This is a genomic window from Spongiactinospora rosea (assembly GCF_003315795.1).
GTDB classification, from domain to species: domain Bacteria; phylum Actinomycetota; class Actinomycetes; order Streptosporangiales; family Streptosporangiaceae; genus Spongiactinospora; species Spongiactinospora rosea.
This window is the reverse complement of record NZ_QMEY01000025.1, coordinates 109,276-130,739: the sequence shown is the minus strand read 5'-3', so window position 1 is coordinate 130,739 and position 21,464 is coordinate 109,276. Positions and strand designations below refer to the sequence as shown.

Sequence of the window (21,464 nt, the reverse complement as noted above, 5' to 3'; positions counted from 1 at the left end):
CCGAAGGCCGTCATCCCCCACGCGGCGTCGCTGCGTCAGGCTTCCGCCCATTGCGCAATATTCCCCACTGCTGCCTCCCGTAGGAGTCTGGGCCGTGTCTCAGTCCCAGTGTGGCCGGTCGCCCTCTCAGGCCGGCTACCCGTCGTCGCCTTGGTAGGCCACTACCCCACCAACAAGCTGATAGGCCGCGAGCCCATCCCCGACCGAAAAATCTTTCCACCCACACCCATGCAGGCGCAGGTCATACCCGGTATTAGACCCGGTTTCCCAGGCTTATCCCGAAGTCAGGGGCAGGTTACTCACGTGTTACTCACCCGTTCGCCGCTCGAGTACCCCGAAGGGCCTTTCCGCTCGACTTGCATGTGTTAAGCACGCCGCCAGCGTTCGTCCTGAGCCAGGATCAAACTCTCCAAACAATGCTTGAAGAACCATCATCCTGTGCGAGACACCCACCCGGCTAAAGGGCACAATCGGTGTCTCGTTCAAAGGAATCCACCACCCCTACCAAATAAGGCGGGAGTGACGGGGTCATACATGTAATTCGTACATGCACTGGCTTTTAGCACACTGTTGAGTTCTCAAGAAACGGGCGCGTACACCGCCGAACCAGATCAGACCAGCCGATCCAGCCCTTCGGGGCTTGAAGACCATTTCTTTTTGCTTGCTTCAATCTTATGCGTTTTCCGATCTGCGTCAAATCCGCCGGCCTCGCTCAAGATTGTGCAAACGCCCCGACCCACAGGGCGACACCCGCCTAGCTTGATCAGGTGGGGTGCCCCGAGGACCCTCGGGCTCCGTGAACATTACGTGTGCCGCCACAGCGCGTCAAATCGACGCCAGCGCCGAGCGGATCCGGCGTTCCCAGTTCGGCAGACCGGCTCTGGCGCAACGGTCGAGGGCGTCCCGGAGGAAGGCGCGGGCCTGGTCGTCGCGGCGGCGCAGGAGGGCGAGCCGGCCCAGGTGGTAGCCGACCGGTCCGGCGGGGAGGAGGCCGTGGCCGGTGGCGAGGCGGTCGGCGTAGGGGACGAGGGTGGCGAAGGTGAGCACGGCGGCCTCGGTGTCGCCCGCGGCGACGTGGGACTGCGCCTCCAGGCAGGTCAGACTTAGCCACGCCCAGCCGGTGGGGTGGGTGGAGCCGGGTGGTGGTCCGGGGTCACCGGCGAGGGCGTCGGCGGGTGGGGGCGCCTGCGGGAGTACCCGGCGGCGGATGCTCATGAGCGCGGGGTCGCTCCGGCCGTCGCGATGGTAGGCGGCCAGGTCCACGTGCGCGCCTTCGATGTCACCGAGCATGTCACCGAGCACGTCACCGAGCACATCGCCGGGGAGGCCGCTGTGGTCACCATGGGCCCCGGCGTCACGGAAGGTGCCGCCATGGGTGTGACCCATCACACCGCCTGCCATGTCGCCGATGCCCTCGTCCGGGACGTCGGCGAGCAGGTCGCCCCCAGCACCCGACCCGTCCGCCGCACGGCTTGTCACGAGAGACGGCTTGGAGGCCGATGTGAGGGCCGGCTCGGCGGAGTGACTTGGCACGGGCGGGCCGGAGCCCGAAGCGGTAGGTCGCCGGAAGGTCGATGGCGAGTCGTCCACCGGGTCGGCGGAACGACTCGGCATGGCCAGGCCGATGCCCGGGACAGCGTCGTCGCCCTCGTCGGCCTGCCGCGGTACCCCCGTCATCGGACGGCCCGCCAGCATCGCCCGGGTGGAGTGCCACAGCGCGAGGAGGCGGGCCGCGCCCGGAAGCGGGACCCGGACGAGCAGTGCCTCGCATTCGGCGGCCTGGCGGTCGGCCTCGGCGAGTTCGTAGCGCTCGGCGAGCAGCGGTACGACCGCGAGGCGGGCCGCGAGGCCGTAGCCGAGCAGGTGTGCTGCGTCGGCGAGGCCGATCAGCTCGTGCGCCAGCCGCTCCGCCGTCACCGTGTCGCCGCTCTGCGCGGCCGAGTGCAGGCGGTCCTGGAGCACCGAGGCCGTCAGGCGGGGCCGGCCGATCCGGCGGGCCATCTCGGCCGCCTCGTGGGCGAGTGATTCGCAGCGGTCCGGGCGGGCGATGCCGTGCAGTTCCCTGGCCAGCTCGGAGTACATTCGGCAGCGGATCGGCGAGTCCCCGTACGGCAGGGCCGCCAGTGTCTGCTCCAGCCGGTTCACCAGCCGGGGCTCGACCTCCCGGTACGGCAGGCGCGTCCACACCGCGGGCGCGTCCAGAGCGGTGAGCAGCCGGGCCTTCAGCAGCGGATCATCTCGTACGGTGAGGTCGTTCTCGATCCGGTCGAGAGCGTCCGCGCGGGTACGCCGGGCGCCCTCCACATCGCCCGCGTCGAGCCGTGCCGCGATCTGGCCCAGCCACAGGTCGGCCAGCTCACGTACAGGTCCGCGGTACGCCTCTGCCGCCCGCGACCACCAGCGCACCGCGTCGCCGGACGCCAGCCGCGCCGAGGACTCCCTGGCCGCCGCGACCGCCCAGCGGACGGCCGCCGAGCGCGCGCCGGAGTCCACCACCGTGAGGAACCGCCTGGAGTGCCGGGTGGTGCTCTCCAGCGCGGCGAACGCGTGGTACGCCGCCACGGCCGAGCAGGTGCCGGGGCGGGCGGCCAGGGTGTTCAGGGCGCAGCGGTGCAGCCGGGCGCGTTCGGTGTCGGTGAGCCCGGCGCGCAGGACGTCGCGGACGGTCTCGTGCGCGAACCGCAGCCCGAGGTCGGGCCCGCGGGTGAGTACGCCGAGGACGAAGGCGAGGTCCAGCGCCTCGCCCACCTGTTCCTGGGACCGGTCGGCGACCTCGGCGATCAGGCCGGGGTCGAGGTCGGCACCGATGATCGCGGCGGCGGCCAGGGTCTCGCGGACCGGGGCGGGCAGGCGGGCCAGGCCCTGCCGTACCGCTCCGGCCGTCCCGTCCTCCAGGGCGGCGCGCGCCGTCTTGGCCTCGTCCGGCGCGTACGCGGCGCAGCGCAGGACCTCCCTGGCGAAGCGGGGGTTGCCACCGGTGCCCTTGGCGATCTCATTGACGGTCTCCCTGGCGACGGGCAGACCTATGGCCAGGGCCATGGCCTCGATCTCGGTGGCGTCCAGGCCGTCCGGGGCGATCTGGGTCGTCCCGAACGCGCGGGAGGCCGAGGCGGCGGCCAGCACCACGGTGTGCGCGGGGCGCGCGGCGGGCAGCGCGGCGGCGACGTACGCGAGCAGGTCGAGGGTGGTCTGGTCGGCGTACTGGAGATCGTCGATGGCCAGCAGCAGCGGACGCTCCTCGGCCAGGCCCGCGACATGCTCGGTGACGGCGGCGAACATCGCGTACCGCGCGTCGTCACACGGCCGTCCCACGTCAACGCCGTCCCATGGACCGGCCACGCCCCCAGGCGGGTACGGCGGAGCGCCCAACCGACGGTCATCCGAGGGGGTCACGCCGTCGGACGGCGGGGACTCAGAGGCCGCAATGCCAGCGGGCATGGGAGGCGCCCCCTCAGCGAACAGCCGGCGATCGTCCGAGGGGCCGGTCAGGCTGCCGGGCCGCGCGGGCTCGGAGGCCACCCTGTCAGAGGAAATGGGGGGCGCCCCGTCGGCGAACAGCCGTCGGGCGTCCGAGGGGCCAGGTGGGGGCTCAGGGCCGCTGGGCGGATATGGCGGGGCGGGGTGAGTCGCGGGGCCAGCGGGCGTGGGGGGCGCTCCCTCGGCGAACGACCGGCGGGCGTCCCAGGGGCCGGGCACGCCGCCAGGTCGGGGCTCGGAGCTGCCGAGTGGGCAAGGCGGGGTTGGGTGGGGGACGGGGGTGGTGGGGGTGGCGCCGTCGGTGAAGAGGCGGCGGGCGGCCTTGGGGAGCCGGGCCGGGGCGTCGCGGGACAGGATCTGCCGCCAGGCGTGCAGTGCCGCGGTGTCGGGTGTGCAGGAGGTCTCCACCACCGACGAGCCGCGCCGCCCGAGGACGTCGCCGAACGCGCCGAGCAGGCGGGTCTTCCCGATGCCCGGCTCCCCCACGATCACCACCGGCCCCACCACCGCGGGCCCGGCCGCCGGTTCGGCGAGGCGGAGCAGGGCGGACAGGTGGGGTTCGCGCCCGATCAGCGGGTCGCGGGGGTCGGGGGCGCGGGTGGTGGGGGTGAGTTCCATGCGGAGGGCCGACTCGTCGATGCGCGGGGCGTCGATGCCGAGTTCGGCCTCCAGGCGGCGGAGTTCGTGGCCCGGTTCGACGCCGAGTTCGTCGCTGATGACGTCGCAGGCCAGCCGTACCGCGAACAGCGCGTCGGCGGGACGTCCGGCGCGGTGCAGGGCGATGGCCAGCAGGCACCACAGGGACTCGCGGTAGGGGTGGCGGGCGGTCAGTTCGCGGAGTTCGGTGACCGCCTCGGTGGCCGCGCCGTGCCGCAGGAGCAGGCCCAGGCGCTGCTCGCGGGCCTGGAGGCGGAGTTCGGTGAGGCGGGCGATCTCGGCCGCCGCCCAGGGCCGTGCGGCCAGGTCCGCGTACGGCGAGCCGCGCCACAGCGCGAGCGCCCGGTCGATGTCCGGTACCGCGCACGCCGTGCGGACCAGCCGTTCGAACTCCTCCGCGTCCACCGTCGCCGCGCGCAGCGCGTAGCCGGGCGGGAGGCTGGCGAGGGTGTTGGGCTCAAGGACGCGGCGCAGCCCGGTGACGCACGCCTGGAGCGCGGCCGGCGCGTCGCCCGCGGGCTCGCCGGGGAAGACGTCGGAGATCAGGAGCTGGACGGGCACCACGGCGCCGCGTGCCGCGAGCAGACGCGCCAGCACCTCACGCTGACGGGGATCATCGAATCGGAAAGGGCCGTTCTTTCCCCGGACCTCGATGGGGCCAAGGACTCCGAACTCCCACATAGGTGGGATTTCACTCGCTCCAGGGCCGCCCCGCAAGCGCCTCGACGAACTGCGGTGAAATATTCCTGAGGGGTAGTACAGCGGTGTGGTGGATCGAGCGGGAACCGATGGGCGGAGCGCGCCGCCGGTGCGCCCGCGTGCGCTGGTGGTGCTCGGCTGCGCCGCGGCGGCGGTGATCACGCTCGCCGGGATCAAGGCGGTGTCCTCCATCGCCGGGCCGGTGCTGCTGGCGTTGGTGCTGGTGATCGCGGTGGCCCCGGTACGCGGGCGGCTGGCCGCCTGGGGCGCGCCGACATGGGTGCAGGTGGCCGTGCCGCTGCTGGTGGTGCTGTTGGTCCTGCTCGGCATGCTGGCCGTGCTGACGGTGTCGGTGGCCCAGCTCGCCACCCTCATCCCGCAGTACTCCGACGAGTTCACCGCCCTCACCGAGGAGCTGAGACGCCTGGCGGCCCGGTTCGGGTACGGCAACGAGCAGCTCAACCAGGCCGTCAAGTCCTTCGACCCGAGCCAGGTGTTCGGGCTGGTGCAGGGGTTGTTCTCCGGGCTGGTCGGAGTGGCGTCGAGCCTGTTCCTGATCGTGGTGCTGGTGCTGACCATGTGCCTGGACTCGGTGGCGTTCGCCCACATCATGTGCACCGGCAGCGACCGGCTGCCCGGCCTGGCCAAGGCCCTTGCCACGTTCGCCCGCAGGACCCGGCGGTACCTCGTGGTCTCCACCGTGTTCGGGCTGCTCAACGCGACGCTCAACGTGATCGCGCTCTCCCTGCTCGGGGTGCCGCTGCCGCTGCTGTGGGGCGTGCTGTCGCTCATCACGATCTACATTCCGAACATCGGTTTCGTCATCGGGCTGGTGCCGCCCGCCATGCTCGCGCTGCTGGACGGCGGTGTGCGGACGATGCTGGGGGTGATCCTCACCTATGGGGCGATCAACGTGGTCACCCAGTCGTTCATCCTGCCGAAGTTCCTGGGCGACGCGGTGGAACTGTCCACCACGATGACGTTCCTTTCGCTGATCCTTTGGACGTTCGTGCTGGGCCCGCTGGGGGCGATCCTGGCGATTCCGCTGAGCCTGCTGACCCGCGCGCTGCTGGTGGACAGCGACCCTTCGGCGACCTGGGCCGCCGCGTTCATCTCCGGCAGGCCGCCACCGGACCTGAAACGCAAGGACCCGGCATAACCTGGTGGGATGTACGAGGAACGGCCTCCGCACCCGGCGCTGGCCGGGCGGGTGGCCTGCCTGTGGTCGCGGGTGGTGACCGAGGAGGCGACCCAGCCGGTGGTGCCGGACGGCTGCGTCGACGTGATGTGGGGCCCCTCAGGCCCGCAGGTCGCCGGACCGGACACGGGGCCGCATCCGGTGCGGCTGACGCCCGGCGACGTCTACCACGGGCTGCGGTTCCTGCCGGGCGCGGTGGGCGAGGCGCTGGGCGTGCCGGTCGCCGAGCTGCGCGACCTGCGGGTGCCGCTGGCCGACCTGCCCGATCTCGGCGTTCGCGAGCCCGGTGACCTGGTGCGGGCCATGGCGGTACGGCTGCGCGGCACGCCCCCGCCCGACCGCGCCGCGCGCCCGATCGCGCGAGCCCTGGCCGACGGCGGGCGCATCGGCGACGTGGCCCGAGAGCTGGGCCTGAGCGAACGCCAGCTGCACCGGCGCACCCACTCGGCGTTCGGCTACGGGCCGAAGACGCTCCAGCGTGTGGTGCGCTTCCAGCGCGCGCTGCGGATGGCCGGGGAGGGCCGGGCCCTGGCGGAGGTGGCCGCGGTGAGCGGGTACGCCGACCAGGCGCACCTGTCCAACGAGGTGCGCAGGCTGGCCGGGATGCCGCTGGGTCAGTTGCTCAGCCGCCCGTAGGCGCGCAGGGTGACCAGCCGGGCGATGGTGATGAGGCCGTTCCACTCGGGGCCGACCGCGGGCGTCCATTCCGGCCAGTCGAAGCCCCAGCCGCCGTCGGGCCGCTGGGCGTCGATCAGCGCGTCCAGGTGGCGGTCCAGCACGGCGTCGTCGAACAGCGGGAGCCGGCCGGGCCGGGGCGCGAAGTCGTACGGGAAGTGGGCGTCGCCCTTGGCGTCGGGGTCGTAGGTGACGGTGGCGGAGATGGCCTCCCGCAGCCGGGCGAACTCGCGGTCGGCGCGCTCGCGGTCGGCGGCCCGCTCAAGGAAGTTGACGATGGCCCTGGCCTCGTAGGGGGTGGTCTCCGTCACGGCGGCCAGGCGCTCCCAGCAGAACGCGGTGGCCGGGCCGAGCCAGGGGTGCTCCACGCCGTGCGCGGCCAGGACGCCCGCGATCGAGGCGGTCGGCACCAGTGAGCCCGGCGGGTCGTCGGGGGTCTGCCACCAGGGGGCGTGCGGCGTGTCGCGGACGCTGGGCAGCACGAACGGCACGCCGCCGTCCGGCGTGGTGACGCTGCTCAGGTAGCCGCAGGCGGCGGGCACCATCGGGTCGTCGAGGGCGTCCAGCTCGTCGAGCGTCCAGAGGGCGACCTCGACCGGCTCGGGCTGGCTGCCGGCGCCCCGCAGGTCGGGTTCGAGGGCGTTGCCGAAGCCGCCGTCGGGGTTTTGGTACAGGCGCAGCGCGGCGAGCACCGGCCCGGCCGTACCGTCGCCGAACAGCGCGGCGAAGCGAAGCCGGTCGATGAGCCGCGCGTTGAGCATGATGTGACGCTCGGCCCGAGCGAACGCCTCCGTGGTCAATACCTTCATGTGGCCGACGCTAGCCTGTGCCCCACCCCGCCCGTCTTGCAAGAATCGGACGCGTGGAACGCCGACGGTGGGACATCGACCAGCGCTTCACCGGCATCGCGGACGGCGAGGCGCTCGCGCCCCCGGTGCGGACGCTGCTCGCGGCGATGAGCCGCCCGGGGTGGGTGACCGAGGACCCGCACGTGTACCTGCTGCCGGGGTTGCGGCAGGCGGTGGAGTGGCAGATCGTGGCCGAGCGGCTGCTGCCGGACGGCTGCTACGAGGTGCGGGCCCGGCCCAGGCTGACGCTGGCGGGCATCGACCTGCACCGCGCGGTGATCAGGCTGCTCGCGACGGTGGCCGAGCCGGTCTTCCTGGTACGGCAGACCGGCCCGCGGACCTTCGACTGTGTGACGGGCGTGCTGTCCGGCGACCCGCCGGGATACGCCACCCACGGCCACCTGATCCGGGTGATCGTGACCGGTTCGCCACGTACACCCGAGCCGGCAGAGCCGCCCGGCTAGGGGGTCGCGGCGGCCGACGAGCGCAGCGCGTCACCGGTCCGCTTGCGCCATGGGTGGCGGCGGGCCCAGGGCATCGCGGCGGCCAGGATCGGCAGCAGCACGATGGAACTCATCGCCCACGGCGAGTGGCGCAGCGACCATTCGGTGGAGGTCCACTGGGTGAGCCAGGCGTAGCCGACGGCCGCCCACAGCGATGTGCCGATGATCGCGAACCAGGCGAACCTCGTGGGCCGGGCGACCAGGAACGGCATGAACCACAGCAGGTACTGGGCGCCGAGCCGGGGCGTGACCACCATGAACCCGAGCAGGATCGCGGTGGTCAGGTCGACCGGGTCGGCCCTGCGCCACAGCAGGCAGATCAGCACCACGGTCGCGTAGATCAGGTACGTGCCGAACTTGGCGAGCGGCGGGTCGAGGGTCCAGTAGCCCTCGTGGATGATCGCGCTGTAGCCCCATTCGCCGACGATCGGCCGGATGTCCTGGATGACGCGGATGACCTCCGGCAGCTGGCTCAGCGAGGTGCCCGCGAAGATCGGCAGGGTGACCAGGAAGAACAGCGGCGGGACGCCGGTGCAGACCAGGGCGATGATGCGGGCGCGTACGCCGGGCAGGAGCAGCAGCATGCCGGGGATCAGCCAGATGGGCCAGCTCTTGGCGCACAGCGCGAGCCCCATCAGCAGGCCCGCGTAGACGGCCCTGCGGTTGGCGCCCGGATGCGGGGCCAGCACGACCCGCAGCGAGCCGCCGAGGCCCTTCTCGGCCAGCATGGCCCGGCCGCGGCGGTAGAAGTCGGTGAAGCTCGCGCTCAGGCCCTCGCGTTCGGGGTCGCCCGGCCCGCGGGCGACGACGAACGCCGCCACGCCGAACACCAGCGCCACCGGCTCGACCTGGCCGTGTACCGAGGCCACCAGGATGCCCAGCGGGTTACAGGCGTACTGGAAGGCCCGCAGCGACGCCTTCTCCCCGCCCGCCAGCTTGCCCACCAGCGGGATCAGCACGACGTCGGCCACCACGGTGACCAGCCGCCCGGCGAACTCCCACGGGATGCCCAGCCACAGCAGCAGCCCGTAGACGTAGGGGATGGTGGGCAGGAAGTGCCAGCCGCCGTTGCTGCCGAGCACCGGGTCCTGGCGGTTGAGGACGGCCTCGCCCGCCGGTTTGAAGCTGTTGACGAAGTCGACCGGCTGCCAGGTGTCGATGGCCGACGTCACCATGATCAGCACGCGGAAGCCGATCCCGATGGCGAGCACGACGAGCAGCAAGGGCCGCCACTTCTTCCACTGGGCGACGATCGCGAGCACGACCCCGGTGACGAGGACCGCCCCCGTGAGAATTGCGTAGTCCATGACCCTCCATAGCCTGCCGGACCTGACCCCCTGGCAGCCACGTGAGCCGCGAAACGGCGTGGATCGGCGCGGAATTCACAGCCGATGAGCAGGTTCGCGGGTGTGGAAGGCCACCCATGTGTACGCGAGGGCGACCAGGGCCGTGATCGCCAGCAGCAGGTATCCGATGGTATACGTCCCGGTGGCCGCGAACACCGCTCCCATCACGATCGGCGGGAAGTATCCGCCGAGCCCGCCCGCCGCGCCGACCAGGCCGGTGACGGTACCGACCTTGGACTGCTCGACGACCTTGGCGACGAGCGCGAACACGCCGCCCGCGCCGAGCCCGAGGAAGAGCGCCATCAGCACGAAGCTCAGCCCCGCGGGAAACTCCGCGGGCGGCCGGAGGGCCAGCACCAGCGCGAGCACGACGACCCCGGCGAAGGCGACGCCGAGCACCTTGACCGGCCCGATCCGGTCCGACAGCATGCCACCGGCCGGGCGGGCGAGCACCGCCGCGACGGAGAAGCCCGCCGTGCGCAGCCCCGCGTCGGTCTGCGCGAAGTGGTAGGCGTTCTCCAGCAGCGTCGGCAGATAGGTGGAGAACGCCACGAAGCCCCCGAAGGCGACAGCGTACAGGGCGGCGCACTTCCAGGTCTCCTTGAGCCGGACGGCCTCGCGCAGCGCGGGCAGCGCCGGGCCGCCGGCCGGGTGCCAGGCCGGGGAGTCGCGGCTGAACGCCAGCATCACCACGCCCATCGCCGCCAGCGCGACGGCCATCAGCAGGTGCGTCCAGCCGCGGCCGATCCACTCGGTCAGCCGCGGGGTGAGGAAGGCCGACAGCGCGGTGCCGCCCATGCCCGCGCCGAACACACCGGTGGCGAAGCCGCGGCGCTCCGGGCGGTACCAGGCGTTGACGAAGGGGATGCCGACGGCGAACGACGTGCCCGCCACGCCGAGCAGCAACCCCCACACCAGCAGCGTGGTGAAGGACGTGGACCAGCCGACGAACAGCACGGGCACGATCGAGACGAAGCAGATGGCGGCGAACATCAGCCGCCCGCCGTACCTGTCGGTGAGCACCCCGGCGGGGATCCGGCCGAGCGAGCCGACCAGCACGGGGATGGCGACGAGCGCGGAGACCTGGGTCGGGGACAGGCCGAGCCGCCTGCCGTACCCGGCCGACAGCGGGCCGATGAGGTTCCATGCCCAGAAGGTCAGCGCGAAGGCCGCCGTGGCCAGCGCGAGGTTGCGCGCGGCGCCGCGCCGGTCCGGCCGCTGCTGCATGGCGATCCCCTAAAAAGACCCTTGATGTTGCGACATGCCGTCACCTGTTACAGCAGATCGTAACGCTACGTGATGAACTGATCGCACAACGGGGTTATGGGAGGCATGTGTGGCGGATGTCGAGGGAGACCCGAAGGCCGGTCCGATCGAGGAGCTGCTGGTGCGCACCGGCCGGTTCTTCACCAGGGCCACGACGAGCCCCGATCTGCACACCGTCTTCAAGACCGGCGGGCGGGAGGGCGACGCCTTCTACCGCGACCGGTGGAGCCACGACAAGGTGGTGCGCTCCACCCATGGGGTGAACTGCACGGGTTCGTGCTCGTGGAAGGTCTACGTCAAGGACGGCATCATCACCTGGGAGACCCAAGAGACCGACTATCCGAGCGTCGGCCCGGACCGGCCGGAGTACGAGCCGCGCGGCTGCCCGCGCGGCGCGGCCTTCTCCTGGTACACCTACTCCCCCACGCGGGTCCGCTACCCCTACGCCAGGGGCGTGCTGGTCGAGATGTACCGCGAGGCCAAGGCCCGGCTGGGCGACCCCGTGGCGGCCTGGGCCGAGATCACCACCGACCCTGACAAACGCGCCCGCTACCAGCGGGCCAGGGGCAAGGGCGGGCTGATCCGCGTCACCTGGGAGGAGGCCGTGGAGATCGTCGCCGCCGCGCACGTCCACACGATCGCCGCCTACGGCCCCGACCGGATCGCCGGGTTCTCCCCCATCCCCGCGATGTCGATGGTCTCCCAGGCGGTGGGCGCCCGGTTCGTGTCCCTGCTCGGCGGGGCGATGCTGTCGTTCTACGACTGGTACGCCGACCTGCCGGTGGCCTCCCCGCAGGTGTTCGGCGACCAGACCGACGTGCCGGAGTCGGCCGACTGGTTCGACGCGGCGTACCTGCTGCTGTGGGGCTCCAACGTCCCGGTCACCCGCACCCCCGACGCGCACTTCATGGCCGAGGCCCGCTACCGGGGCCAGAAGGTCGTGGTGATCAGCCCGGACTACTCCGACGCCGTCAAGTTCGCCGACGAGTGGCTGCCCGCGCGGCCGGGCACCGACGGGGCGCTGGGCATGGCGATGGGGCACGTGGTGCTGCGGGAGTTCTTCGTGGACCGGCCGACGCCGCGCTTCGTCGACTACGTCAAGCGGTTCACCGACCTGCCGTTCCTGGTCACGCTGCGCCGGGAGAGCGACGGCTACGTGCCCGGCCGGTTCCTCACCGCGGCCGATCTGGGCGACGACGGGGAGGGCGCGGCGTGCAAGACCGTGCTGCTGGGGCGGGGCGGGCGGCCGGTGGTGCCGGGCGGTTCGGCCGGTTTCCGCTGGACGGATTCCGGCAAGGGCCGCTGGAACCTCGACCTGCCCACCGACCCGGTGCTCTCCCTGTACGGCGAGCACGCCCGCACCGCCGAGGTGCTGCTGCCCCGCTTCGACGGCGAGCCCACCGCGCTGCGCCGGGGCGTTCCGGTGACCCAGGTCGGCTCGCACACCGTCACCACGGTCTTCGACCTGCTGCTGGCGCAGTACGGGGTGTCCAGGCCGGGGCTTCCCGGGGTGTGGCCCGCCGGGTACGACGACCCCGGCCAGCCGTGCACCCCGGCCTGGCAGGAGGCGATCACCGGCGTGCCCGCCGAGCGGGCCGTGCGGATCGCCAGGGAGTTCGCCGAGACGGCCGAGCGGACCGGCGGCCGCTGCATGATCATCCTGGGCGCGGGGACGTGCCAGTGGTTCCACGGCGACACGATGTACCGGGCCTTTCTGGCGCTGCCGATGCTCACCGGCTGCCAGGGCGTCAACGGCGGCGGCTGGGCGCACTACGTGGGGCAGGAGAAGTGCCGGCCGTTCGCCGGGTGGTCGCTGCTGGCGGGCGCGCTGGACTGGGCCAGGCCGCCCCGGCAGATCCCCGCCACCCCCTACTTCTACCTGCACACCGACCAGTGGCGGTACGACCTGTTCGACGCCGGGCGGCTCGCCTCGCCGCTGGCGCGCGGGCTGTTCGCCGGGCGGCACACCGCCGAGCTGGTCGGGCGGGCGGTGCGCGCGTCGTGGATGCCGATGGCGCCGATGTTCGACCGCAACCCGCTCGACCTGGGCGCGGCCGAGGACCCGGTGGGGTACACCCTGGCGGAGCTGGCCGCCGGGCGGCTGCGCTACGCGTGCGACGACCCCGACGACCCGCGCAACTGGCCCAGGGTGCTCACCGTGTGGCGGGCCAACGTGCTCGGGTCCTCGGGCAAGGGCAACGAGTACTTCCTTGAGCACCTGCTGGGCGCGGGGTCCGGCCTGCCCGGGCCGGACGAGACCGCGCCGCGCGGCAAGCTGGACCTGCTGCTGTCGCTGGACTTCCGGATGACCTCGACGACGCTCTACTCCGACGTCGTGCTGCCCGCCGCCACCTGGTACGAGAAGCACGACCTGTCCTCCACCGACATGCACCCGTTCGTGCACGCGTTCAGCCCGGCGATCAGCCCGCCCTGGCAGGCGCGCACCGACTTCGCCGCCTTCCACGCCATCGCGGCGGCGTTCAGCGAGCTGGCCGCCGACCGGCTCGGCGTGCGCAGGGACGTGGTGGCGGTGCCGTACCAGCACGACACGCCCAGCGAGCTGGGGGGTTTCGGCGATGGGGAGCAGGGCCGGGGGCGCGCCGGGTTCACCATCGTGGAGCGCGACTACGGGGCCGTGGCGGCCAAGCTGGCCGCGCTCGGGCCGCTCACCGAGGGGGCCGGGATCCCGGTCAAGGGGGTGACGTTCCAGCCCGGCGAGGAGGTCGCCTGGCTGGGCCGCCGCAACGGGGTCGCGGCCGAGGGGGTGGCGCGCGGGCGTCCGCTGCTGGACACCGACGCGGCGGCCTGCGAGACGATCCTCGCGCTGTCCGGCACCACCAACGGGCGGCTGGCCGTGCAGGGCTTCGCCCAGCTCGGCGAGCGCACCGGGCTCGACCTGAGCGGGCTGGCCTCCCGCGAGACGCGGGTGACCTTCGCCGACACGCAGGCGCGTCCCGCGCCCGTCGGGGCCAGCCCGGAGTGGTCGGGCAAGGAGGCGCACGACCGGCGGTACGCGCCGTTCACCGTCAACGTCGAGGACGGCAAGCCGTGGCACACGCTCACCGGCCGGATGCACTTCTTCCTCGACCACGAGTGGATGCGGGAGTACGGCGAGGCGCTGCCGATCTACCGCCCGCCGCTCGACCTGGCCGCGCTCGGCGAGGCGGGCTCGGCCGACGGGCTGCTGGTCCGCTACCTGACCCCGCACTCCAAATGGTCGATCCACTCCGAGTATCAGGACAACCTGCTGATGCTCACGCTGTCCAGGGGCGGGCCCACGATCTGGATGTCGCCGGGGGACGCGGCGGCGATCGGGGTGACCGACAACGAGTGGGTGGAGGCGGTCAACCGCAACGGCGTGGTGGTGGCCAGGGCGGTGGTGTCGCTGAAGATGCCGCGCGGCACGGTCTACATGTACCACGTGCAGGAACGCGTGGTGGACGTGCCGCTCAGCGAGGCCAACGGGCGGCGCGGCGGCATCCACAACTCCCTGACCAGGCTGCTGGTCAAGCCCACCCATCTGATCGGCGGCCACGCCCAGCTCAGCTTCGGCTTCAACTACTTCGGCCCGACCGGCAACCAGCGCGACGAGATCACCCTGATCCGCCGCCGCTCGCAGGAGGTGCGGTACCGATGAAGGTGATGGCGCAGGTCGCCATGGTGATGAACCTGGACAAGTGCATCGGCTGTCACACCTGTTCCGTCACCTGCAAACAGACCTGGACCAACCGGCCGGGGGTGGAGTACGTCTGGTTCAACAACGTGGAGACCCGCCCGGGTCAGGGCTACCCCCGGCGGTACGAGGACCAGCGGCGCTGGCGCGGCGGCTGGGAGCTGGACGCCAAGGGCCGGCTGCGGCCGAAGGCGGGCGGGCGGCTGCGCCGGATGCTGGGCATCTTCGCCAACCCGCTGATGCCCTCCATCCAGGACTACTACGAGCCCTGGACCTACGACTACGAGACGCTGACCACCGCGCCGCTGTCGGAGCACAGCCCGGTGGCCGCGCCGCGCTCGCTGATCACCGGTGAGCCGACCTCGGTGCGCTGGGGCGCCAACTGGGACGACAGCCTGGGCGGCGACCCCTCGCCCGATCCGGTGCTCGCGGAGGTGTCGGAGCAGGTCCGGCTCTCGTTCGAGCAGGCGTTCATGTTCTTCCTGCCGCGGATCTGCGAGCACTGCCTCAACCCGTCGTGCGTGGCCTCCTGCCCGTCGGGGGCGCTGTACAAGCGCTCGGAGGACGGGATCGTGCTGGTGGACCAGGACCGCTGCCGGGGGTGGCGGATGTGCGTGACCGGCTGCCCGTACAAGAAGGTCTATTTCAACCACAAGACCGGCAAGGCGGAGAAGTGCACGTTCTGCTTCCCGAGGGTCGAGGTTGGGTTGCCGACCGTGTGCTCCGAGACGTGTGTGGGGCGGCTGCGCTACCTCGGGGTGCTGCTGTACGACGCCGACCGGGTGGCCGCGGCGGCGGCCGCGCCGCGCGAGCAGGACCTGTACCGGGCGCAGCTCTCGCTGTTCCTTGACCCCTCGGACGCGCAGGTCGCCGCGGCGGCGCGGGAGTCGGGCATCCCGGAGGCGTGGCTGGAGGCGGCGCGGCGGTCGCCGATCCGCGATCTGATCGTGCGCTGGCGGCTGGCGCTGCCGCTGCATCCGGAGTACCGGACGATGCCGATGGTCTGGTACATCCCGCCGCTTTCGCCCGTGGTGGACGCCGTGGCGGGCAGCGGGCACGACGGCGAGGACGGCGGCAACCTGTTCGGCGCGATCGAGGCGCTGCGCATCCCGGTCTCCTACCTGGCGGGGCTGTTCACGGCGGGCGACCCGGAGCCGGTACGCCTGGCGCTGCGCAGGCTGGCCGCGCTGCGCTCGCACATGCGCGCGGTCAATCTGGGCGAGGAGCCCGATCCGTCGATCGCCGCGGACTGCGGGCTGAGCGCGGCCGACATCGAGGGGATGTACCGGCTGCTGGCCCTGGCCCGCTACGACGAGCGTTACGTGATCCCGACCACCTACGAGGCGCGCGGGCCGGTGGAGGAGACCGGGTGCAGCCTGGACTACGACGGCGGTCCGGGCATGGGATCCGGGGCGTTCGGGGAGGCGTCCGGGCGGCCGGTGCCGGTGTCCATCGAGAGCTTCCACGGCCTGCGCCGCCGCCAGACCAGCGACTCGATCGGCCCCGATCCGCTCAACTGGGACGGCAAGGGGGCCGGATGAAAGGCCCGATGAAAGGCACGGTGAGAGGCACGATGAGAGGCGCGATGAACGCCCGGCTGCGGTGGCAGGCGGCGTCGGTGCTGCTCGGCTACCCCGGCGAGGGGTTCGCCGAGCGGGTGCGGGCGCTGCCGCCGCTGTGCCGCCCGCTGCGCCGCTTCGCCCGCCACGCCGCCGCACAGCCGCCGATGGCCCTGGCCGCCCACTATGTGGACACATTCGACCTGCGCCGCCGCTGCTGCCTCTACCTGACCTACTACGCCGACGGCGACACCCGGCGGCGGGGGGCATCGCTGGCCCGGCTGAAGGTCCTCTACCGCTCGCGCGGGTGGGAGCTGACCGGCGGCGAGCCGCCCGACTTCCTGCCGGTGGTGCTGGAGTTCGCGGCGCTGGACCCGGCGGGCGGGGAGCCGGTGCTGCGCGAGCACCGGGCGGGCCTGGAGCTGCTGCGGGCGGCGCTTCGGGCCTGCGGCTCGCCGTACGCGTGGGTGGTGGACGCCGTGTGCGCGGCCCTGCCGCCGATGACGAAACGCGAGCGGGAGCGGGCCGCCGAGCTGCGCGCGAGCGGCCCGCCCGCCGAGCGGGTGGGGGTGACGCCGTGAACGGCTGGACCGAGACGGCGCTGTGGATCGTGACGCCGTACGCGACGCTGCTGATCTTCGTGCTGGGGCTGGTGTGGCGGTTCCGCTACGACCGGTTCGGCTGGACCACGCGTTCGTCGCAGCTGTACGAGCACCAGCTGCTGCGCATCGCCAGCCCCGTGTTCCACTTCGGGCTGCTGTTCGTGATCGTGGGGCACGTGGTGGGGCTGCTGGTCCCCGAGCGCTGGACCCGCGCGGTGGGGATCACCGAGGCGACGTACCACATGTCGGCCCTGGTGGTCGGCGCCATCGCGGGCATCTGCACGCTGGCGGGCATCGCGCTGCTGATCTACCGCAGGCGTACGACCGGGCCGGTGTTCATGGCCACCACCCGCAACGACAAGGCGATGTACGTCGTGCTCACCGCCGCCATCCTGGCCGGGCTGCTCACCACACTGCTGACCAGCGCGTTCGGTGAGCACGACTATCGGCACACGGTCTCGCCGTGGTTTCGCGGGATCTTCGTGTTCCAGCCGGACGCGGCGGCGATCTCGGCCGCGCCCTGGCCGTACAAGCTGCACACGGCGATCGGCATGCTGCTGTTCGCGATCTTCCCGTTCACCCGGCTGGTGCACGCGTTCGCCGCACCGCTGACCTATCCGTTCCGGCCCTACATCGTCTACCGCTCGCGTTCGGCGACGGCGGGCGGGCCGCCGCTCACCCGGCGCGCGCCGCGCGGCTGGTAGCGCTCAGGCCGCGCCCGGGTGGGGCCGCCTGGGGTGGGCCGACCGCGCGGCGGCCCGCTGGGTGGCGGCCTTGACCAGGCCGAAGATCGCCCCCTGGACGGCGGCGGCGATCATCACCTCGCGCCACCGCCGGTCCAGGTCGGCCGCCGCCGGGGCGTCGGACTCCCCGGCGGTCAGCTTCCACACCTGCTTGAACAGCAGACCGGAGACCAGGCCACTGGCCATTCCGGCGAGCGCGGAGAACAGTTTGCCCATCATGGCGATGGCCTCTCAGCCCACGGCGGGCGGCCGGCTCCACGGGCCGGACGTCTGCTGCTCCGGCGCCGGGCCGCGGCGGTGCCTGCGGCGGTGGCGTGCGGCGCGGGGCTCGTAGGTCGTCTCGTGGATCACCGGGCCGAAGTCGTGCTCGGCGTGGCGGCGGTGGCGCATGCGGCCGATGAGGGCCTTGCCGATCAGCGCGACCAGGGTCGCGGCGACGATGGCCGGCATCCCTCCCCCGCCGCTCTGGTTCCGCCTGCGGGACCTCCGGCCCATCGGCCCGCCGCGGGTGGTCCGCCGCTTCGGCCTGGCCATGTACCCCGCGCCCCTGGCGCGTCCCCTGGGCCTGGCCGGCTTGACCCGTGTCGTGGTTCCGGTTCCCATCGCCCCCGCCTCCTTCGTACGTTCCCAGGCGCCGATCCCCCGCGCCCGGCCGGTCTCCCCGGTCTCCTTCATCCGTCCGGCCATCCCGGCGCCCTTGGCACGACCGGCCGCCATGGCCTCCTGCGTACGGTCCGCCATCCCCGCGCCCCTGGCACGACCGACGGCGGCGGCCTCCTTGCCCCGGCCCATCAACCCGGCCCCCCGGGCCTTGCCGATGACGGCGGCCTCCTTCGTACGGTCCACCATCCCCGTGCCCCTGGCACGTCCGATGGCCGTGGCCTCCTTGCCCCGGCCCATCAACCCGGCCCCCCGGGCCTTGCCGATGACGGTGGCCTTCTCGGCCCGGCGTCGCATGCCGTCGCCGCGGGCGCGGCCGAGCGCGCCCATGCCGGTCGCGCCGGCGATCATCGCGGCGGTCCGGGCCCGGCTCAGCGTTCCCGTGCCCCTGGCACGTCCGATGGCCGCGGCCTCCTTGGCCCGGCCCATCAGGCCGCCGCCCCGGGTGCGGCCGATGACGGTGGCCTTCCTGGCGCGGTGCAGCATGCCGGTGCTCCGGGCGCGGGTGATTCCTCCGGATTCCATGGCGCGGCCGAGCGCGCCCATGCCCCGGGTGCGGGAGGCGAGGATGCGCCTGCGCCCCGGCGTACGGCGCCCGGCGGCGGTCTGGCGGCTGCGGCCGGCCCAGACGATCGCCGCGGCCACCGCCGCGCCCGCCGTGAACGCCAGGATCGGCGTGGCCCGCCGCCCGGTCGTACGCGTTTCACGCCCCACGACCGGCTCGGTGAGCCCGGTGCCCGCGCCCTCCGACACGCCGGCCCCCTCGTCCGGGCGGATCTCCTCGGCGATCCGGTCGGCCCCCTCCCGGGCCCTGCCGCCCGTCTCCTCCGCGCGGTCCTTGGTGGTGTGCAGCATCCGCTGGGCCTTGGCGGCGGCCCCGGCCTTCACGCGTCCGGCCTTGTTCTTGGCCCTGGACTTGACGTCGACCTTGGCGGCCAGTGCCGCCACGGTCTCTCCCAGGTTCTCCCGGGCGTGTGCGATCTCGGCGCGCAACTGTTCGGGCGTCTCCGTCCGGCGTGCGCGGTGCGACTTGTCTGAGGTCATCGGTGTGCCCTCGCTTTGATCTCCGCGACATCCTGCCTGGTGGTCCGCATCGCCTGGCTGGGCAGCGGCGGCGACGCCCGGTTCACCCGGTCGCGGCCGAGCAGTCCGAGCACGCCCGCGACGATGAACAGCACCACCGCCACGATCAGCGCCGCCGCCCACACCGGCAGCGCCAGCGCGAGCGCCGCGACGAGCGCGGCCAGCAGCACCGCGCCGCCGTACAGGGCGGCCACGCCCGCGCCGCTGATCATCCCGGCGCCGATCCCGGCGCTGCGGCCCTTGTCCTTGATCTCGGCGACCGCCAGCCGCAGCTCCGCGCGCATCAGGTCGGAGACCTGCTGGGCGGCCTGCTTGACCAGCTCGCCGGTCGGCTGCTGCTGCTGCACCGTCGTCATGGCCGATCAACCCCCTGCCGATCCTGCCGGTGGCTCGGACGCCTGGTAACTGCCCGTTCCCCCAGCGTGCGGGCTAAACCCCGGCGCACCCGCAGGGGGCTTCGGGCGGGCGCGGACGGCGGCGGAAAGTCCGGTGAAATGAAGAACGCCGGCCCCGCGCCGGGAAGGGAGGCGGCGCGGGGACACGGCGGGACTTCGGCGGCGCGGCCCCAGGGGTGTGGAGCCGCGCCAGGCAGGCCCTACGGGAGGGAGTCGAGGTGCCTGCGGTGGTTCTTGGAGAACTCGAAGTTGTTGTACTTGTCCCAGTTGATCGACCAGGTCATCAGGCCGCGCAGCCCGGGGTACACCCCGCGCGGGCGGTAGGAGCCGCAGTTGCTGCCGCGGGCCAGGCAGTCCACGGCCTTCTGCACCTCGGCGACGGTGGTGTAACCGTTGCCCGCGTACTGCGCGGCGGGCAGGCCGAACGCCACCTGGTCCTGGCGCAGCGGCGGGAACGTGCCGCCGCCGCCCGCCACCGGGAACCCGGCGAGCAGCATGTCGGTCATCGCCACGTGGAAGTCGTGGGTGCCCATGGTGTGGTACTGGTTGTCCAGGCCGGTAATGGGCCCGGAGTTGTAGTCCTGGACGTGCAGCAGCGTGAGGTCGTCGCGCATGGCGTAGATGACCGGCAGGTACGACCCGGCCCGGCTGTCGGCGCCGGTCTGGCCCCCGCCGTAGAACTGGTAGCCGAGCTGCACGAAGAACGTCTCCGGGGCCATGGTGAGCACGAACCTCGCGCCGTAGCGGGCCTTGAGGGTCTTCAGCGCCGAGATCAGGTTGACGATCACCGGGGTGGTGGGGTTCTTGAAGTCGGTGTCGCCCCGGTTGAAGTAGAGGGAGTGGCCCTCGAAGTCGATGTCGAGCCCGTTCAGGCCGTACTTGTCGATGATGGCCGAGACCGACTGCACGAACTTGTCGCGGGCGGCGGCGCTGGTGAGCTGGACCTGGCCGTTCTGGCCGCCGATGGAGATCAGCACCTTCTTGCCCGCGGCCTGCTTCTCGCGGATGCCCGCGATGAACTCCTCCTCGGACTCGACGTTGGCGCACTCGGCGACCGGGCACTGCCGGAAGCGGATGTCACCGGAGGTCACCGAGGTGGGCTCGCCGAAGGCGAGGTTGATGATGTCCCATTCGGCGGGGACGTCGCGCATGCGTATGTATCCCGAACCGTTGGCGAACGACGCATGCAGGTAGCCGACCAGCACCCGCTTGGGGAGCTGCCCGTCGTTGCCGCCGCCCTCCTTGGTGGTGCCGCTCACCGAGGGACCGTACGCCGAGCAGTTGCCCGCGGTGTCGCAGGCGCGCACGCGGAAGCCGTAGGTGGTCTTGGCGGCCAGGCCGGTCGCGGTGTAGGAGGTGCCCGCTCCCGCGCCGACCGGGGCGGCGTTGTCCCGCGAGACCTCGTAGCGGGCGACGGTGCCGGAGTTGTCGGTGGAGGCGGTCCAGCTCAGCGCCAGGGAGCTGGCGGTCGCGCCGCCGACGGTGAGGCCGCCGGGGACGGTCGGGGGCTCGGTGTCCACCGGGCCGCCGTCGCCGGGCGGGCCGTCCAGCACGATGTCGTCGGCCTGGTAGGCGCCCTGGCCGTACCAGCTGTTGAGGTAGACGGTGACCGAGGTGGTGGAGGCGCCGGTGGTGAAGGTACGGCTGAGCTGGGTGTAGGCCGAGGACGAGGAGGCCCAGGTGCTCACGTCCGTGGTGCCGGTGCCGGTCGCGCCGAGGAAGACGTAGCCGCCGCGCACCCACGCCGACAGCGTGTACGACGAGGACGGCTTGACGCTGATCTTCTGCTCACAGCGCGCGACGTCGGGGCCCGCGGCGGTGGCCTGGAGCGCCGCCGCGCCGCCGTGGACCGGTGAGGAGACGGCCTGGGCGCCGGAGGCGGCCGAGCAGGTCCAGCCCGCCAGCCCCGACTCGAAACCCGGGTTGGTGACGATGTTGGCGGCGGCGGTGGCGGGGCCGGGGGCGGCCAGCGTGCCGGCTCCGGCGGCCAGTACGGCGAGCGCCGCCAGGAGACGGGTGATGCGGGGTCTCGGACTCGACCTCATCGGGGAACCTCTTCGCGGGGGGAATGGGTACGGCC

The 21,464-nt window shown here is 72.6% G+C and carries 15 protein-coding genes and 1 rRNA gene; 7 read left to right on the top strand and 9 right to left on the bottom strand.

Translation table 11 applies throughout. The features are described from left to right. Together DP939_RS37095 and DP939_RS37090 are read right to left on the bottom strand one after the other, a co-directional pair. Positions 1-416: ribosomal RNA gene (locus DP939_RS37095) — 16S ribosomal RNA — on the bottom strand; the annotation flags it as partial. 409 nt (positions 417-825) lie between these two features. After that, complete coding sequence (locus tag DP939_RS37090; protein ID WP_113985497.1) at positions 826-4,731, bottom strand: BTAD domain-containing putative transcriptional regulator; 3,906 nt, start codon at positions 4,729-4,731, stop codon at positions 826-828. Positions 4,732-4,942: 211 nt separating this feature from the next. Here DP939_RS37090 and DP939_RS37085 point away from each other — a divergent pair, with 211 nt between their 5' ends. Then, positions 4,943-5,992 carry an AI-2E family transporter gene (locus DP939_RS37085; protein ID WP_113985496.1) on the top strand — a complete coding sequence of 350 codons (1,050 nt, stop codon included), beginning with the start codon at positions 4,943-4,945 and terminating at the stop codon, positions 5,990-5,992. A 9-nt stretch (positions 5,993-6,001) separates the two neighbouring features. Next, positions 6,002-6,667, top strand: coding sequence for a helix-turn-helix domain-containing protein (locus tag DP939_RS37080; RefSeq protein WP_113985495.1), 666 nt, complete (start codon positions 6,002-6,004; stop codon positions 6,665-6,667). Here the strand turns inward: DP939_RS37080 and DP939_RS37075 are convergent. Further along, on the bottom strand, positions 6,646-7,515 hold the full coding sequence (locus DP939_RS37075) for a hypothetical protein (protein ID WP_113985494.1): 870 nt from the start codon (positions 7,513-7,515) through the stop codon (positions 6,646-6,648). The genes DP939_RS37080 and DP939_RS37075 overlap by 22 nt on opposite strands. Positions 7,516-7,568: 53 nt before the next feature. Here DP939_RS37075 and DP939_RS37070 point away from each other — a divergent pair, with 53 nt between their 5' ends. Beyond that, positions 7,569-8,018, top strand: a complete 450-nt coding sequence (locus tag DP939_RS37070) for a hypothetical protein (protein WP_113985493.1) — start codon at positions 7,569-7,571, stop codon at positions 8,016-8,018. Here the strand turns inward: DP939_RS37070 and DP939_RS37065 are convergent. Next, a complete protein-coding gene (locus DP939_RS37065) occupies positions 8,015-9,364 on the bottom strand; it encodes a hypothetical protein (protein WP_113985492.1) in 1,350 nt (449 codons plus the stop codon). The two genes, DP939_RS37070 and DP939_RS37065, sit on opposite strands and share 4 nt — an antisense overlap. Before the next feature lie 75 nt (positions 9,365-9,439). Beyond that, positions 9,440-10,630: an MFS transporter gene (locus tag DP939_RS37060; protein WP_113985491.1), complete on the bottom strand. Its 1,191-nt coding sequence runs from the start codon at positions 10,628-10,630 to the stop codon at positions 9,440-9,442. 109 nt (positions 10,631-10,739) lie between these two features. On the opposite strand from DP939_RS37060, the gene DP939_RS37055 reads away from it, so the two are divergent. Genes DP939_RS37055 through narI form a run of 4 tightly spaced genes read left to right on the top strand, consistent with a single transcriptional unit; the run spans position 10,740 to position 17,207 of the window. Further along, a complete protein-coding gene (locus tag DP939_RS37055) occupies positions 10,740-14,306 on the top strand; it encodes a nitrate reductase subunit alpha (RefSeq protein ID WP_225878726.1) in 3,567 nt (1,188 codons plus the stop codon). Next, positions 14,303-15,883: a nitrate reductase subunit beta gene (gene narH / locus DP939_RS37050; RefSeq protein WP_113985490.1), complete on the top strand. Its 1,581-nt coding sequence runs from the start codon at positions 14,303-14,305 to the stop codon at positions 15,881-15,883. The genes DP939_RS37055 and narH overlap by 4 nt, the downstream gene beginning before the upstream one ends. Positions 15,884-15,927: 44 nt before the next feature. Further along, positions 15,928-16,482: a nitrate reductase molybdenum cofactor assembly chaperone gene (gene narJ, locus DP939_RS37045; protein ID WP_113985489.1), complete on the top strand. Its 555-nt coding sequence runs from the start codon at positions 15,928-15,930 to the stop codon at positions 16,480-16,482. Continuing rightward, a complete protein-coding gene (gene narI, locus DP939_RS37040) occupies positions 16,479-17,207 on the top strand; it encodes a respiratory nitrate reductase subunit gamma (RefSeq protein ID WP_113985488.1) in 729 nt (242 codons plus the stop codon). Before narJ ends, narI begins: the two co-directional genes overlap by 4 nt. 3 nt (positions 17,208-17,210) lie before the next feature. Here the strand turns inward: narI and DP939_RS37035 are convergent, their stop codons facing one another. From DP939_RS37035 to DP939_RS37020, 4 genes are all read right to left on the bottom strand, one after another. Next, positions 17,211-17,465, bottom strand: a complete 255-nt coding sequence (locus tag DP939_RS37035) for a DUF4235 domain-containing protein (RefSeq protein ID WP_113985487.1) — start codon at positions 17,463-17,465, stop codon at positions 17,211-17,213. A 12-nt stretch (positions 17,466-17,477) separates the two neighbouring features. Then, positions 17,478-18,950: a DUF3618 domain-containing protein gene (locus DP939_RS37030; RefSeq protein ID WP_113985486.1), complete on the bottom strand. Its 1,473-nt coding sequence runs from the start codon at positions 18,948-18,950 to the stop codon at positions 17,478-17,480. After that, positions 18,947-19,345: a phage holin family protein gene (locus DP939_RS37025; protein WP_113985485.1), complete on the bottom strand. Its 399-nt coding sequence runs from the start codon at positions 19,343-19,345 to the stop codon at positions 18,947-18,949. Before DP939_RS37025 ends, DP939_RS37030 begins: the two co-directional genes overlap by 4 nt. A gap of 239 nt (positions 19,346-19,584) precedes the next feature. Next, positions 19,585-21,429, bottom strand: a complete 1,845-nt coding sequence (locus DP939_RS37020; RefSeq protein WP_113985484.1) for a chitinase — start codon at positions 21,427-21,429, stop codon at positions 19,585-19,587. Positions 21,430-21,464 lie beyond the last annotated feature (35 nt).

Coding starts and splice junctions, on each gene's coding strand:
- DP939_RS37080 (WP_113985495.1), top strand. CDS start 6,002: ATGTACGAGGAACGGCCTCCGCACCCGGCGCTGGCCGGGCGGGTGGCC.
- DP939_RS37075 (WP_113985494.1), bottom strand. CDS start 7,515: ATGAAGGTATTGACCACGGAGGCGTTCGCTCGGGCCGAGCGTCACATC.
- DP939_RS37065 (WP_113985492.1), bottom strand. CDS start 9,364: ATGGACTACGCAATTCTCACGGGGGCGGTCCTCGTCACCGGGGTCGTG.
- DP939_RS37060 (WP_113985491.1), bottom strand. CDS start 10,630: ATGCAGCAGCGGCCGGACCGGCGCGGCGCCGCGCGCAACCTCGCGCTG.
- narH (WP_113985490.1), top strand. CDS start 14,303: ATGAAGGTGATGGCGCAGGTCGCCATGGTGATGAACCTGGACAAGTGC.
- narJ (WP_113985489.1), top strand. CDS start 15,928: ATGAACGCCCGGCTGCGGTGGCAGGCGGCGTCGGTGCTGCTCGGCTAC.
- DP939_RS37035 (WP_113985487.1), bottom strand. CDS start 17,465: ATGATGGGCAAACTGTTCTCCGCGCTCGCCGGAATGGCCAGTGGCCTG.
- DP939_RS37030 (WP_113985486.1), bottom strand. CDS start 18,950: ATGACCTCAGACAAGTCGCACCGCGCACGCCGGACGGAGACGCCCGAA.
- DP939_RS37025 (WP_113985485.1), bottom strand. CDS start 19,345: ATGACGACGGTGCAGCAGCAGCAGCCGACCGGCGAGCTGGTCAAGCAG.
- DP939_RS37020 (WP_113985484.1), bottom strand. CDS start 21,429: ATGAGGTCGAGTCCGAGACCCCGCATCACCCGTCTCCTGGCGGCGCTC.